13 protein-coding genes are annotated in these 13761 nt (G+C 70.4%); 6 read left to right on the forward strand and 7 right to left on the reverse strand.

Going from position 1 to position 13761, the window contains the following annotated elements:
* The first annotated feature begins 14 nt into the window (after positions 1–14).
* Positions 15–983, forward strand: a complete 969-nt coding sequence (locus tag KIK05_RS36075) for an SPFH domain-containing protein (protein WP_214415334.1) — start codon at positions 15–17, stop codon at positions 981–983.
* Positions 984–990: 7 nt separating this feature from the next.
* Here the strand turns inward: KIK05_RS36075 and KIK05_RS36080 are convergent, their stop codons facing one another.
* Genes KIK05_RS36080 through KIK05_RS36095 form a run of 4 tightly spaced genes read right to left on the reverse strand, consistent with a single transcriptional unit; the run spans position 991 to position 5384 of the window.
* On the reverse strand, positions 991–1464 hold the full coding sequence (locus KIK05_RS36080; protein ID WP_214415335.1) for a MarR family winged helix-turn-helix transcriptional regulator: 474 nt from the start codon (positions 1462–1464) through the stop codon (positions 991–993).
* Between the two features lie 19 nt (positions 1465–1483).
* Positions 1484–2329, reverse strand: coding sequence for a YceI family protein (locus tag KIK05_RS36085; protein WP_250564017.1), 846 nt, complete (start codon positions 2327–2329; stop codon positions 1484–1486).
* Positions 2330–2352: 23 nt separating this feature from the next.
* The gene (locus KIK05_RS36090; RefSeq protein WP_214415336.1) at positions 2353–4836 is read right to left on the reverse strand and encodes an MFS transporter; all 2484 of its coding nucleotides are present in this window, start codon (positions 4834–4836) and stop codon (positions 2353–2355) included.
* Positions 4836–5384 (reverse strand): MarR family winged helix-turn-helix transcriptional regulator, encoded by a 549-nt coding sequence (locus tag KIK05_RS36095; protein ID WP_214415337.1) that lies wholly within the window; start codon positions 5382–5384, stop codon positions 4836–4838. Before KIK05_RS36095 ends, KIK05_RS36090 begins: the two co-directional genes overlap by 1 nt.
* A gap of 447 nt (positions 5385–5831) precedes the next feature.
* Here KIK05_RS36095 and KIK05_RS36100 point away from each other — a divergent pair, with 447 nt between their 5' ends.
* Positions 5832–6194 (forward strand): hypothetical protein, encoded by a 363-nt coding sequence (locus KIK05_RS36100; protein ID WP_214415338.1) that lies wholly within the window; start codon positions 5832–5834, stop codon positions 6192–6194.
* 121 nt (positions 6195–6315) lie between these two features.
* On the opposite strand, the gene KIK05_RS36105 is transcribed toward KIK05_RS36100, so the two are convergent.
* Positions 6316–7008 carry a flavin reductase family protein gene (locus tag KIK05_RS36105; protein ID WP_308250249.1) on the reverse strand — a complete coding sequence of 231 codons (693 nt, stop codon included), beginning with the start codon at positions 7006–7008 and terminating at the stop codon, positions 6316–6318.
* Positions 7009–7140: 132 nt separating this feature from the next.
* The gene (locus tag KIK05_RS36110; RefSeq protein WP_214415340.1) at positions 7141–8055 is read right to left on the reverse strand and encodes a LysR family transcriptional regulator; all 915 of its coding nucleotides are present in this window, start codon (positions 8053–8055) and stop codon (positions 7141–7143) included.
* A 73-nt stretch (positions 8056–8128) separates the two neighbouring features.
* Between KIK05_RS36110 and KIK05_RS36115 the strand changes: the two genes are divergently transcribed.
* Together KIK05_RS36115 and KIK05_RS36120 are read left to right on the forward strand one after the other, a co-directional pair.
* On the forward strand, positions 8129–8533 hold the full coding sequence (locus KIK05_RS36115) for a RidA family protein (RefSeq protein ID WP_214415341.1): 405 nt from the start codon (positions 8129–8131) through the stop codon (positions 8531–8533).
* Between the two features lie 219 nt (positions 8534–8752).
* Positions 8753–9538, forward strand: coding sequence for an alpha/beta fold hydrolase (locus KIK05_RS36120; protein WP_214415342.1), 786 nt, complete (start codon positions 8753–8755; stop codon positions 9536–9538).
* A gap of 134 nt (positions 9539–9672) precedes the next feature.
* On the opposite strand, the gene KIK05_RS36125 is transcribed toward KIK05_RS36120, so the two are convergent.
* Positions 9673–10455: a hypothetical protein gene (locus KIK05_RS36125; protein ID WP_214415343.1), complete on the reverse strand. Its 783-nt coding sequence runs from the start codon at positions 10453–10455 to the stop codon at positions 9673–9675.
* Positions 10456–10738: 283 nt separating this feature from the next.
* On the opposite strand from KIK05_RS36125, the gene KIK05_RS36130 reads away from it, so the two are divergent.
* Entirely contained in the window at positions 10739–13201 is a 2463-nt protein-coding gene (locus tag KIK05_RS36130; RefSeq protein WP_214415344.1) for a molybdopterin oxidoreductase family protein, read from the forward strand.
* Entirely contained in the window at positions 13198–13680 is a 483-nt protein-coding gene (locus tag KIK05_RS36135) for a hypothetical protein (RefSeq protein ID WP_214415345.1), read from the forward strand. The genes KIK05_RS36130 and KIK05_RS36135 overlap by 4 nt, the downstream gene beginning before the upstream one ends.
* The last annotated feature ends 81 nt before the right edge of the window (positions 13681–13761 follow it).

Consider the following 13761-nt stretch of genomic DNA (forward strand, 5'->3'; position numbering starts at 1 on the left):
CCTGGAGGTCCCTGATGTCCTTACGTACCACGCTGGTGTCGGCCGCGACGGTGGCGGCCCTGATCGCTGCTGTCGTCACCACGATCGGGCTGTTCCACGGCTTCGACAGCACCAACGGCGGAGAGGTCGCCGTCATCCGCGACGGCGGCCCGCTCGACGACAACCGCGTCCGCGACGTCATCGACCCGGGCTCCGGGCTCACGTGGACCGGCTGGTGGTCGCAGGTCCACAAGTACCCCGCCCAGCAGCGCTTCTACACGATCACCGCCGACGCCAAGCGCAGCACCCTGCTCGGCGTCGACGTGGTGACGGTGCCGAGCAGCGACGGCGTCAACATGGGCATCGAGGGGACCCTGTACTTCTCGATGAACCTCGACCACCAGACGCTGAAACTGTTCGACGACAAGTTCGGCACCCGCCGGTTCCGCGGCCAGGACAACGAGATGCGTTACGCCTGGGACGGCGAGGAAGGGTGGTCCGGCTTCTTCGGGCAGGCCATCCGCCCCGTCATCGACAACGCCCTGCGCAGCCAGGTCGGCGCGTTCCGGTGCGCCGAACTGGTCTCCTCCTGCGCTTTCGTGGAGAGCGGCGCCCAGCAGAAGGCCATCCGGCTCGCCCCCCAGGACAACAACGCCACCCTCACCAAGGTGCAGAACGCCATCAACAGCACGCTCGAACGCGACGTGCAGCAGATGCTGGGGGCGAGGTTCCTGGTCGACCTGAAGTTCAACCTGGTCAGGGTCACCCTGCCGGCCCAGGTGCAGGCGGCGGTCGACCGCTCGCAGGCGGCCTTCGCCGCCGTGGCCGAGGCCCAGGCCACCGTCGCCTCGGCCCGCGCGCAGGCCGAGGCGAACAAGGTGCGCCAGGACGGCTACAACAAGTGCGGCACCTGCGCCGAGATCGAGAAACTGAAGGCGCTGCCGCAGGGCATCACGGTGTACGCCCCGGGCAACGCCGGCGGCGTCGCCCTGCCCACCAAGTAGGGCCCGGTCAGGACTGGTACGACTCGGCGAGGGCGTTGAAACGGGCGAGCATCGTCGCCAGCAGCCGTACGTCCTCCTGCGGCCAGGTGCTGAGCAGCGCGTAGAACCGCTGCTGGCGCGCCAGCCTGGCGCCCTCCAGCCGTGTGCGGCCCTCCTCGGTGAGGGCCAGCAGGTGGGCACGGCCGTCGAGCGGGTCGGGCTGGCGGCCGATCAGGCCGAGCTCCTCCAGCACCTTCAACTGGCGGCTGATCGTGGCCTTGCCGACCCCGAAGTACGCCGCCAGGTCACTCGGACGGGCCGGGGCCGCCTCGTCGATGCGGACGAGGATGCCGTACGCGCCCGGCTCCAGCTCCGGGTGCACCTGGCGTCCCATCTCCGCCGACATCGACCGTGAACGCCGGAACAGCACGCCGAGCTGGCGCTCCAGGGCGCAGTACGCCTCGTACTCGTCCACCGGCACCGCCGACTGGGTCTCGGTCATCACGTCGCCTCCCCTCCCTTCATTCCCCCTGCACCGCCTGGATGTCCAGCTCCACCTTCAGCGTCGCGCCGATCAGCGAGATCCCCGCCGCCACCACCTGGTTGTAGTTCATGGCGAAGTCCTCACGGGTGAGCTCGGTGACCGCCTGGAACGCCGCGCGGAGCCCACCCCAGGGATCGGGACTCGTACCGAGGTAGGTCAGGTCGAGATCGACCGGGCGGGTGATGCCGCCCAGCGTCAGCTCGCCCTCCACCGTCCATCGGTCGGGACCGGCGGCGCGCAGGGCGGTGCTCCGGTAATAGATCACCGGATGCGCCGCCACGTCAAGGAAGTCCGCCGAACGCAGGTGGTCGTCGCGCGTCCGGTTGCCGGTGTCGATCGACTCCGCCTCGATCCGCGCCACCACGCCCGACGCCTCGGCGGTGGCGCCGATCTCGATGCGCCCGGCGAACTCCGAGAACCTTCCCTGCACGCTGGACAGCCCGAGGTGCTGCGCGGTCGCCGCCACCTTGGAGTGCGCCGGATCGATGATCCACACCCCGGGCGGCGGCAGCTCCACGCCGCCCTGCCGGGCCAGCACCAGAACGCCCAGCTCGGCGCTGCCGGACCCCGTCGCGATCGCCGTTGATGCGACCGGCGCGTACCCGAGGGCCGTGACCACGACCGTGTACGGGCCGGGGGCGAGCGGGGCGGTCGCGACGTTGCCGTCGGTGTCCGCCTCGGCCCGCGCGACCTGCCTGCCGGACATGTCCGTCACGGTGACGACCGCGTGCGGCACCGCCCAGCCGTCCTTCGTCCGCACGACGGCCCGAAGTCCGCGCCGCCCGGTGGTCACGCCCTGAGCGGCGTGATGGCTCGTGTACATCGTGCTCTCACTTTCCGCCGCGGTCATTCGGCGTGGCCGAGCCACAGGTCGTGGGCGTCGTCACCCCGCCCGTTGATCGTCAGGGTGCTGGCCACGGGCGGGTAGCCGGTCGCGATGACGGTGTACTGGCCGCCGGTGAGGTCGGCGAAGGCGTACTCGCCGTCCTCGCCGGTCGTCGAGGTGCCGACGACGTTGCCCGCGGCGTCGAGCAGCGTGACCCGGGCGTCGGCCAGCGGGCGGCCGTCCTTCACCCGGACCGTGCCGTGCACGTGCGCGCCGAGCAGCAGTTCGACGTCCTGCCGGGTCTGGCCGGCGCCGACCTCGACGGGCACGGCGGCCGGACGGTGGCCCTCGGCGCTGACCGCGAGCGTGTAGGTGCCCGCCACGACGCCGGCGAAGCCGAAGGCGCCGTCCGCGCCGGTCGTGCCGGTGGTGACGACCTCGCCGCGCACGTCCGTCACGACGACCATCGCGCCCTCGACCGGCGCGCCCAGCGGGTCCCGCACGACGCCGATCAGCTTGCCCGAGCCCGTCAGCACCAGGTCGAAGTCGAGGGGCCGGTCACCGACGACGAGCGTGGCGACCTGCGGGTCGTGGTCGGCCGCCGAGGCGATGAGCACGTAGGTGCCGCTGCCGGGCGTCCACAGGCTGTACCCGCCCTCGGCCTGTGTGACCGCGCGGCCGAGCTGGTGGCCGCGTACGTCGATCAGGGTCAGGGTCGCGTGGCCCACAGGGGAGCCGTCGGCGCCCCGGATGAACCCGCGGATGCCGCTCCCGTTCTCGGCGCCCGCGGGCGGCGCTCCGACGGCCGGCACGTCCCTGGTGTCGGAAAGGGGGCTGTCGCTCAGGGCGAGCTCCTGGTCCTCCCAGCCCGCGGGCTCCTCGGCCTCGCGCTGGGCGTGGCGGCCGGGCACGACACCGTTGCCGCGGGCCGGGGCGTGCTCGTCGGCGCCGGCGCGGATCTGCTCGGCGCTGGCGGTGCGCAGCGGGATCTCCTTGATGAACAGGATGGCCAGCAGGGCCAGCAGGGCGCACGGCGCCGCGTACAGGAACACGTCGCCGACGCCGTGGCCGTAGGCGTCCTCCACCACGCCGCGGACCGGGGCGGGCAGCTCGGACAGCCGGGGCACGCCGCCACCCGCCGGGGCGCTGTGGATGCCCAGCTTGGCCAGGCCCTCCCGCAGGTAGTCGGTCACCCGGTGACCGAGCACCGCGCCGAGCGCCGACACGCCGATCGCTCCGCCGAGGGTACGGAAGAACGCCACGACCGAGCTGGCCGCGCCGAGCTCCTGCGGGCGGACCTGGTTCTGGACGGACAGGACGAGGTTCTGCATGGTCATGCCGACACCGGCGCCCATGCAGAACATGTAGATCGCCAGCACCCAGTACTCGGTGTCGTACCGCAGCGTCCCCATCAGGCCGAACCCGGCCGTGAGGAACAGGCCGCCGATGATGAGGAAGATCTTCCAGCGGCCGGTACGCGTGATGATCTGCCCCGCGACCGTCGACGAGATCGCCAGCCCGAGGATCATCGGCAGGGTCATGACACCGGCCATCGTCGGCGTCTCACCGCGCGCGAGCTGGAAGTACTGGCTCAGAAAGGTGGTGGCGCCGAACATCGCGACGCCGACGAGGAGGCTGGCCAGCACGGCCAGGCTGATCGCGCTCTTGCGGAACAGGCGCAGCGGGACGATCGGCTCCTCGGCCTTGGACTCGACGAGCAGGAAGAGCAGTGCCAGCACGACGGCGCCGCCGACCATGGCCGCGGTCTGCCAGGACATCCAGTCGTACTTGTTCCCGGCGAACGACACCCACACCAGCAGCAGCGACACGGCCGCGGTGATCAGCGTGGCGCCGGCCCAGTCGATGCGCACCTCGCGCCGGTAGACGGGGACGTGCAGCGTCTTCTGCAGGACGATCAGCGCGACCAGGGCGAACGGGACGCCGACGTAGAAGCACCAGCGCCAGCCGAGCCACGAGGTGTCGACGATGACGCCGCCGATCAGCGGGCCGCCGATGGTGGCGAGGGCGAACACCGCGCCAAGGTAGCCGGAGTAGCGGCCGCGCTCACGGGGCGAGATGATCGCCGCCATGATCACCTGGGCCAGCGCCGTGAGGCCGCCGGCCCCGAGCCCCTGGACCACCCGGGCCGCGATCAGCATCCCGGGATTCTGCGCCAGACCCGCGAACGCCGAACCGGCGACGAAGACCACCAGGCCGAGCTGAACCAGCACCTTCTTGCTCGTCAGGTCGGCGAGCTTGCCCCAGATCGGGGTGGAGACAGTGGTGGCGAGCAGCGACGCGGTGATGACCCAGGTGTAGGTGGTCTCGTCCGCTTTCAGGTCGGCGATGATCGTGGGCAGCGCGTTCGACACGACCGTCGACGACAGGATCGCCACGAACATGCCGAGCAGCAGGCCCGATAGCGCTTCCAGGATCTGCCGATGAGACATCGGGGCGGCGTCGGGGGCCGCCTCCCGAGCTCCGGTCGATACTGCGGTTGCCATCAATTTCCTTTCGCGGTCTGTGCCGTACGAGCCGTCCGGGGTGTGGCGGCCGTCTTCGGCTTGGGGGAACGCGGCGCCTCGTGGGGCCGTGCCGCGCGGGAGAAGTGTGAGGGGCAGCCACGGCGGGCGTCGAAGCTGGCGCGGAGCCGGGCGAGCAGACCGGCGAGCTCGGCGATCTCCTCGTCGTCCCAGTCCTGCAACATGCCGGCGAACATCTGGCGGACATGAGCGGTGGCCTCCTCGACGATGCGCCCGCCGTCCGGGGCCAGCCGCACGTACCAGGAGCGCCCGTCGCGCGGGTTGGGGATACGCTCGATCCAGCCGTGCTCCTGCAGGTCCGCCACGTGCCTGCTCACGACGGACTGATCGACGTCGAACAGGTCGGCCAGCTCGCCCAGGCGCAGCTCACCGCACCGGGCCAGCGCCATCAGCATGGCGAGACCGGATCGCGGCCCGGCGAAGGGCATCTCGCGCTTGACCGCCCTGATCACCGTGTTCACATCGCTCAATCGGACGAGCAACTCGCCGCAGCTCTCCTCGGACGCCATGACCCGCCTCCATCTGGTTGCCTAGGGCAAGTATATATTATTGCCTTAAGCAACTTTCAAGTTGATATGCGGAGATCTGTCCGATTTTCGCTGTCCGCCAGGCCACCCGACGCCACGCCCCGGCAGCTCCACCCCACCGACCAACGCCCCACCTACCAGCACCCCGGCGGACGCCCCCACCTCTCCCCGCACTCCCCCTCCCCGCGCTCTCCCCGCACTCCCCCTCCCCGCGCTCTCCCCGCACTCCCCTCCCCGCGCTCCACCCCCGCTCGCGGCTGCGCGTGCCTCACCACTGGGGCGCCGCGTCGGTGAGAAGCCGTACGGCGAACCCGGCGCCGCCCTACGGCGAGCACCCGGTGAACCGGTTCTAGGAGTCCGGACAAGACATCAAGAGGTGCGGCGCGGCCAGGGTTCGTGGCGAAGCCGAGGTATCAAGGGGAGAAAACTGTGGAAAGCGCGCCCATCGGGGAGTCACTCCCCCAGCCGGACGGCACCCCGCGGCCGTTCGCGCCGCTCCGCATACTCGCGGCACCGCCCGGCCTGCCGCTCCTCGGCGCCACCGCCGCCGACGCGTTGCTGTTGTTGTACGACGCCAGCGCGCCCGGCGGGTACTTCAACGTGTTCCTTCTGACATTCTTCGGGACCCCGGCGATCATCGCCATCTGGATCCTCCGCCTGGCGATCGCGGTCGCGAGGCGGGACGGCCGCCGGGGCCTCCAGCGTCACTGGGCACGGTGGGCGGCGCTGCCGATCGCCGGCGCACTGGCGATCGGCGCCGTTCACCTGGACATACCCCTACGAACCCGCTAGGCGGCCTCCGAAGCCGCCTTCGAACAACTAGGCCAGGACGTACGAACAGGCCGGGTCCCCGAGGGCCGGAACCTGGGATCTGACCCATTCCAGCCCCCACCGGCCCTCGAAGTGGTCAGGGTCAGATCGCGGGCACTTCCCGGGCCCGCTCGATGTCCGGGCCGCGGTAGAGCTCCTCGGGAATTCGTGCCAGCGTCGACGGGTGCACCTGCGGGCCGAGCCCGTAGAGCTTCTGGAAGCTCATGATCATTGGGCGCCACGCATCCGGGTCGATGCGGTCGTTCGTCCCCTTCATCCGGATCTCCTCGTGCACATGGACGCGCTGCACGCGCACCTCGAAGACCAGGATCCCGCCGCGCTGCCCCTCGTCGTCCTCGGCGAGCGGGTGCACCGCCTCGACGACCGCCTCCATGTTCACCGGGCACTCGGCCACCCGCGGCGGCGTCACGGTCTCGGCGGCGATCGCCGTCAGCCCGGCCCGCCGGAACTTGTCGCGCACATGGCGGTAGCCCCGCTCGTACTTGCGCTCGGGAACCGGGTCCGCCCCGGTCGTCAGCGCCAGCCGGTCGACGGCCGAGGCGAGCGCGTCGGAGGGCAGGTTCATCACGCACTCACGGGTACGCAGCATGTTCTGTGCGGTCTGTGAACGAGAGCCGAGGCCCAGCATGGCCCGCCACCCGAGCCAGAAGGCCGACGACATGGGCGCGAGGTTCGGCGAGCCGTCCTCGTTCGAGGTCGAGAGCAGCACCACAGGCGTACCGAAGTAGAGAATGCCCGGTTCGATCCTGCTGTGCGTCGAGGTGGTCGCAGTCACGCGCCCCAGTCTCACCCAGGCGGTTCACGGGAAGCTGGCGGAGATCGGACCTGGCGTTCGAAGCGGTTCCACCGGCGGGCGCGGCCCTCGCACCGTGATCGTACGCCGGCCGGCCGGCCACCGGACTCCCGGTCACCGGCCGCGCGCCGCCACGTACGCCCGCGCCGTCTCCAGGAAGCGGGTGAGGAGCGGGGTGGAGTCCTCACGGCGGTGGCACAGCGTGACCGTCGTACGTGGAGAACCTCCCGCGAGCCGCCGGTAGGCGACCCCGGTGATCCGGATGCGCCGGACGCCCGCGGGTGCGAGGCTAACCCCCAGCCCGGCCGCGACCAGCGCGCACACCGTCTGCCACTCCACCGCCCGCTGCGCGACGCGTGGTGTGAAACCGGCCCGGCGGCAGAGCTCGACCAGCCGGTCGTGGAACTCGGGACCGTGCTCACGCGGGAAGAGCACCAACGGCTCCCCGGCCAGCGCCTCCAGCGGCACGCGGCGCTCGCCGGCCAGCGGATGGGTCGCGGGGAGCACGGCCACGACCTCCTCCGACAGCAGCGGCTCGGCGGTCAGCCCTTCCCGGTCGACGGCCTCGCGCACCAGTCCGACGTCGATGCGCTCGGCGTGCAGGGCCCGCACCTGTTCGGTCGTCGTCATCTCGTGAACCTCCAGGCGGACCCCTTCGTGCGCCTGCCGGAAGGCCGCGATCACCCCGGGAAGGACGGTCAGCGCGAGAGAGGCCGCGAAGCCGAGCCGCAACGTCCCGAGCTCACCCCTGCCCGTCCGCCTGGCGGCTTCCAGCCCGCTGTTCACCTGCTCCAGGGCCTGGCGCGCGGCGGGAAGCAACTGCCGTCCGGCCGGCGTGAGCCTGACCCCGCGCGAGGTGCGCTCGAACAGCGGGTAGCCCACCCGCTCCTCCAGCCTGCGGATCTGCTGGCTGAACGGCGGCTGCGCGATCCCGAGCCGTTCGGCCGCGCGCCCGAAGTGCAGCTCACCGGCCAGCACCACGAACGCGTGAAGCTGCCGCGACTCCAGCTCGGGGCGGGGTTCATCCATATCACCAGAGATATCACCGGTGTGCTGTAGGCGTGTTGGACATATCGATCGAGGCCCTGTGAGGATGCTCGCCATGACGGCAGCACGCAGGTTGATCTCCAGCGGATCCGGCTTCGAGAAGGCCATCGGGTACTCCCGGGCGGTCGTCGTGGACGGATGGGTGCACGTGTCCGGCACGACGGGCTTCGACTACCGGACGATGACGATCTCCGACGATGTGGTGGAGCAGGCGGAACAGTGCCTGCGCAACATCGAGGCCGCCTTGCGGGAGGCCGGGGCCGCCCTCGCGGACGTGGTCCGGGTCACCTACATGCTCCCGGACCCCGGCGACTTCGAACCCTGCTGGCCGACCCTCCGCCGCCACTTCGAGGACATCCGCCCGGCCGCCACCATGATCGCCTGCGGCCTGTCGGACCCGAGAATGCGCATAGAGATCGAGGTGACCGCGTACATCGGCAGCGGGCGCTCACCATCCTGAAGCGATCATCGGCGCCGGCTCAGCACGGCATCACCGCTTGAGTACAGCGTCCGGACGTGACGGCCAAGAATGTCGGTCCGTGCCCGTACTGTTGGTCCCGCGGCGGCGCCACGCCTGCCGCTCCCTGCCGTCCGGCGCCGCCGCCCGCGCCGGACGCGGGTCGGTGTGTCCACCGCCACGCCGAACGACCACGAAGAGTCTCCACGAATCGAGGCACTCTTGAGCACCGTCACCTCTCAGGACGGCACGATCATCGACTACGACCGTCACGGCGACGGGCCGGCCGTCATCTTCGTCGGCGGCGCCACCCAGTACCGCGCCATCGACCAGAACACCTCGCAGTTCGCGCAGCGGCTCGCGGCCGAGGGCTTCACGGCGATCGACTACGACCGGCGCGGGCGAGGACGATCCGGCGACACCGCCCCGTGGGCCCTGGAGCGAGAGGTCGAGGACGTCGCCGCGCTGATCAAGGCGGCCGGTGGCACCGCGACTCTGTACAGCAGCTCGTCGGGAGCGACCGTGGCTCTGGCGGCCGCGGACGCCGGCGTCGGTGTCACCGCGCTGGCGCTCTACGAGCCGCCGCTGTTCGCCGGCGTCGACCATGCCGAGCACATCGCCACGCTGCGCTCGCTGCTGGACGCCGGCAAGAACGACGAGGCGATGCGCTACAACATGACCGCGGTGATCGGGGTGCCGCCCCAGGTCGTCGACGGCATGGCGCAGTCGCCCGGATGGGCGGACATGGTGGCCGTCGCCCCCACGCTCGTCTACGACCTCACGGCGTGCCAGGAGATCAACACCGATCCCGACTGGCCCGGCCGCTGGGCCGCGATCACGGTGCCGGCGATCGTGTACTCGGGTGACCAGACCTTCCCCGGCATGCCCGAGGCCGCCGACGCGGTGGCGGCGGCTCTGCCCGACGCGACGCGACGCGTCCTCCCGGGCCAAGGCCACGGCCCCACTCCCGACGCCATCGTGCCAGCGCTCCTGGAGTTCCTCCGCTGAGCCGGCCGGCCCGCTGACGGACGATCGCGGAGGTCTTCACGAAGTCATCGCTTCGCGAGGACCCCGCGGTCACCGCCTCCGGCGAAGGGAAGGTTGCCGCGTACGCACGGCGGCCTTCCCTCCTGGCCTGGTCGTCACGCCACCTTGGACGACGGCGCGCTCCAGGTGTTGCAGGAGCCCGGGTCGGCGGACTTGAAGCCCTGGTTGATCCAATAGGTGAGCGACTTCCTGGTGCCGTCGTGCTTGCTCTCCCAGCCGCGCACGAAGTAGAGCAGATCGTCCCACTCGTCCTTGCTGCGGTGGAGTGACTTCCAAACGCTGCCGATGAAGGCTCCGGAAAAACAGACGTTCTGCAGGCTGTACCGCCGGTCCTGTTCGGCAAGCTCGGACTTATTGCGGTACGTCATGTCCTGCCAGGCAGAAAACACGCCCGCCATGTTCTGCACGTGCTCACCGTAATAGGTCGCCAGCAGATTGAACAGGAACAGGTCCTCCGGCTCCTCCAGAAGCCTCTTGCTCAGCAGGATCTGAATGGTCCGCGAGGCGTCGCAGTAGTAGGCGTCCCAGTCCTTGTCCCACTTCACCTGACAGAACTTCGCAGGCGCCTTGGTCACGTATGTCACCCTAGGTTTCGACCACTTCACGCCCGCCTTCTCCAGATGCGCGGACCAGGTGTCGTCAAGGCAGGTCAGGACACTGTTCAGGTAGCTTTTCGCCGAACCCGCGTTCAGCTTCTTCACCGGCTTTTCCGGGCACTTGCCGACCGGCAGCGGTCCGGCCGAGTACAACGGATTGTCGGTGAGAGCGGCGCTCTTCACCGGATAGGCGGCGGCCGAAGTGGCGGCGGCGGACGCGGGAACGGCCGGGAGGATCCCCACGGCCACCGAACCGGCAAGAACCGTCAAGATACGTTTCACGAGTGACGAGGTTAGAGGAAGGTTAAAGACCAGGTAAAGCGGTTCGGTTGCGATTGCGTTTCGACTCGCCATACGACAGAAGTGACGTCCGCGACGGCGCGCCCGGCTGAAATGCATCGCCCATTCCGCCGTGGGGCCGCATCGCCGGCAGGAGACCGTGCCGCGTCGATTCGTCGGCGACGGGAGGCGTGAGGGAGGCGCAGGAGGGCAGCAGTGACAGCCGCGGAACTCAGCGGACGGTCGGCGGGCCAGGCGACTTGCTGAAGTAGCCGGAGGAGGACGTATGCCGCGAATCGACAGGATCGGCGATCCCTGGGGCACGCGCACCCCGTACGGGCCGGGAGAGCCCTGGCCGACCCGCGTGGACACGTATCTACGTCCAGGAGTCACCCCCGATGAGGTGGACCGCTGGGTGCAGAGCGCGACGATGTTGCACAGCAACGGCGACGGCCTGGACATCGCGGTCAAGGACGGACAGATCGTCGGGGTACGGGGACGCGCCGAGGATCGCGTCAACCACGGCCGCCTCGGGCCGACCGACCTGTACGGCTGGCAGGCGAACGCCTCACCGGACCGGCTGGTCCGGCCGCTCGTCCGGGAGGGCGGCCGACTGGTCGAGACCGACTGGGACACCGCCATGGACCGCGTGACCGGGCGCCTGCGGGAGCTGCTCGACGAGCGCGGCCCCAGCTCGGTCGGCTTCTACACCACCGGTCAGCTGTTCCTGGAGGAGTACTACACCCTCGCCCTCGTCGCGCACGGCGGCATCGGCACCAATCACGTCGACGGCAACACCCGCCTGTGCACGGCGACCGCGGCGGCCGCCCTCAAGGAGTCCTTCGGCTGCGACGGCCAGCCGGCGAGCTACACCGACATCGACCATGCCGACGTCATCGTCCTTTACGGCCACAACATGGCCGAGACGCAGACCGTCCTGTGGACGCGCGTCCTCGACCGGCTCGCCGGCCCGAACCCGCCCGCGCTCGTCTGCGTCGACCCGCGGAGGACCCCCGTCGCCCGCGCCGCCACCGTCCACCTGGCGAACCGTCCCGGTACGAACGTCGCCCTGATGAACGGCTTGCTGCACGAGATCCTCGCCCACGGCTGGATCGACGAGGACTACCTGCGCCGCAACGTGGTCGGCTTCGAGGAACTGCGCAAGACGGTGGACCAGTACCCCGTCGAGGAGGTCGCGCGTATCTGCGACGTCCCCGAGAGCGACCTGCGCGAGGCCGCGCGGCTGATCGGCACGGCCGAACGTCTGCTCTCCACCGTCCTGCAGGGCTTCTACCAGTCCCACCAGGCGACGGCCGCCGCGGTGCAGGTGAACAACGTGCACCTGGTCCGCGGCATGCTGGGAAGCCCCGGCTGCGGCGTCCTGCAGATGAACGGGCAGCCCAGCGCCCAGAACACGCGCGAGTGCGGCGCGGACGGCGACCTGCCGGGCTTCCGCAACTGGTCGAACGACGCGCACGTCCGCGACCTCGCCCGCGTCTGGAACGTCGACCCCATGGCGATCCCGCACTACTCGCCGCCCACCCACGCCATGCAGATGTTCCGGTACATGGAGGAGGGATCCATCCGCTTCCTCCACGTCATCGGGTCCAACCCCGCCGTGTCGCTGCCGGAGCTGCGCCGCATCCGGTCGATCCTGTCCCAGGAACGGCTCTTCCTGGTCGTGCAGGACATCTTCCTGTCCGAGACCGCGCAGCTCGCCGACGTGGTGCTGCCGGCGGCGGCCTGGGGGGAGAAGACCGGGACGTTCACCAACGCCGACCGCACCGTGCACCTGTCGGAGAAGGCGGTGGAACCACCGGGCGAGGCCCGATCGGACCTGGACATCTTCCTCGACCTGGCCCGGCGGCTCGACCTGCGGGACAAGGACGGCGGCCCGCTGGTCAAGTGGACCGACGCCGAGGGGGCGTTCGAAGGCTGGAAGGAATGCTCGCGCGGCCGTCCGTGCGACTACAGCGGCCTGTCGTACGCCAGGCTGCGCGGCTCCGGCGGCATCCAGTGGCCGTGCGACGATGAGCACCCGGACGGCACCGAGCGTCTGTACGCCGACGGCCGGTTCCGCAGTACCCCGGAGGACTGCGAGAGTTACGGACGCGATCTGATCACCGGCGCGCCCCTGTCCGACACCGAGTACAAGGCGCTCAACCCCTGGGGAAAGGCCGTCATCAAGGCGGCCGAGTACTTCCCGCCGCACGAGACGACCCGCGACGAGTACCCCTTCTGGCTGACCACCGGCCGCACCCTCTACCACTTCCACACGCGGACCAAGACCGCCAGGGCACCCCAGCTCCAGCGGGCGGCCCCGGAGGTGTGGGTGGAGATGTCCGTCGCCGACGCCCAACGGCTGGGGTTCTCCGAGGGCGACCTGCTCGAGGTCGCGACGGCGCGGGGGGAGGTCCGCGCGCGGCTGCGGGTGAGCGGGATCCGCGACGGCGTCCTGTTCCTGCCGTTCCACTACGGCTACTGGGACCGTCCCGGCGGCGACGGTCCGGACGGCGGTCCCGGCCGGGCGGCGAACGAGCTGACGCCCACGGACTGGGACGCCGCGTCGAAGCAGCCGATCTTCAAGACCGCCGCCGCCCGGGTGTCGCTGGTGGAGCGTGGTGACGGCAGGCCGTCGACGGCTCCGACGACCACGGCGTCCGCACCGGCCGCGGCCGTTCCCCCTACCGCCGGCGACCACACGGCACATGCGGAAGAGACGGTCATGACGACGGGAGGCGCGTCGTGAAGCTGGATCTGGTGATCCGGGAACTGCACCGCTCGGAGAACGAGCTGGCCCATGCTCTGTTGCGGATGGCCGAACGGCACAAGGCCGACCACGAGACCCACCACATCACCGCCGACCTCGTCCGCTGGTGCCACGACCACGTACGCGAGCTGGCCGGCATCGGCAAGCACTACGGGCTGGACCTCGACCCCTCGCCGGCGGGCGAGCCCACCCTTCTCGAACGCGCGCGGGAGAAGGCCGACGAATGGCTGGGCCGGCACCCGCAGCCGTCCCTGCTCCTGCTGGCCGATCTGCGGCACCTCTACCGCGTCGCCTCCGGAGTCTCCCTGGACTGGGAACTGCTCGCCCAGGCCGCGCAAGGGGCGAAGCAGGTGGAGCTGCTCGAGCTCGCCGAGCGCTGTCACCCCCAGACCCTCCGGCAGGTGCGCTGGGCGAACGCGCGCCTGAAGGAGTCCGCGGCCCAAGCCCTGCTCAGCTGACCGACCCGGTGATGGCGTCGCGTTAGCTCAGGTTTGGGTGATATGCCGTGATGCTTCCCTGATGAGGCGCTTTATCGGGTT

It is taken from the genome of Sphaerisporangium fuscum, assembly GCF_018531465.1.
In the GTDB taxonomy this organism is placed as follows: Bacteria; Actinomycetota; Actinomycetes; order Streptosporangiales; family Streptosporangiaceae; genus Sphaerisporangium; species Sphaerisporangium fuscum.

Coding starts and splice junctions, on each gene's coding strand:
- KIK05_RS36075 (WP_214415334.1), top strand. CDS start 15: ATGTCCTTACGTACCACGCTGGTGTCGGCCGCGACGGTGGCGGCCCTG.
- KIK05_RS36090 (WP_214415336.1), bottom strand. CDS start 4,836: ATGGCAACCGCAGTATCGACCGGAGCTCGGGAGGCGGCCCCCGACGCC.
- KIK05_RS36115 (WP_214415341.1), top strand. CDS start 8,129: ATGACGGCAGCACGCAGGTTGATCTCCAGCGGATCCGGCTTCGAGAAG.
- KIK05_RS36095 (WP_214415337.1), bottom strand. CDS start 5,384: ATGGCGTCCGAGGAGAGCTGCGGCGAGTTGCTCGTCCGATTGAGCGAT.
- KIK05_RS36110 (WP_214415340.1), bottom strand. CDS start 8,055: ATGGATGAACCCCGCCCCGAGCTGGAGTCGCGGCAGCTTCACGCGTTC.
- KIK05_RS36080 (WP_214415335.1), bottom strand. CDS start 1,464: ATGACCGAGACCCAGTCGGCGGTGCCGGTGGACGAGTACGAGGCGTAC.
- KIK05_RS36085 (WP_250564017.1), bottom strand. CDS start 2,329: ATGTACACGAGCCATCACGCCGCTCAGGGCGTGACCACCGGGCGGCGC.
- KIK05_RS36130 (WP_214415344.1), top strand. CDS start 10,739: ATGCCGCGAATCGACAGGATCGGCGATCCCTGGGGCACGCGCACCCCG.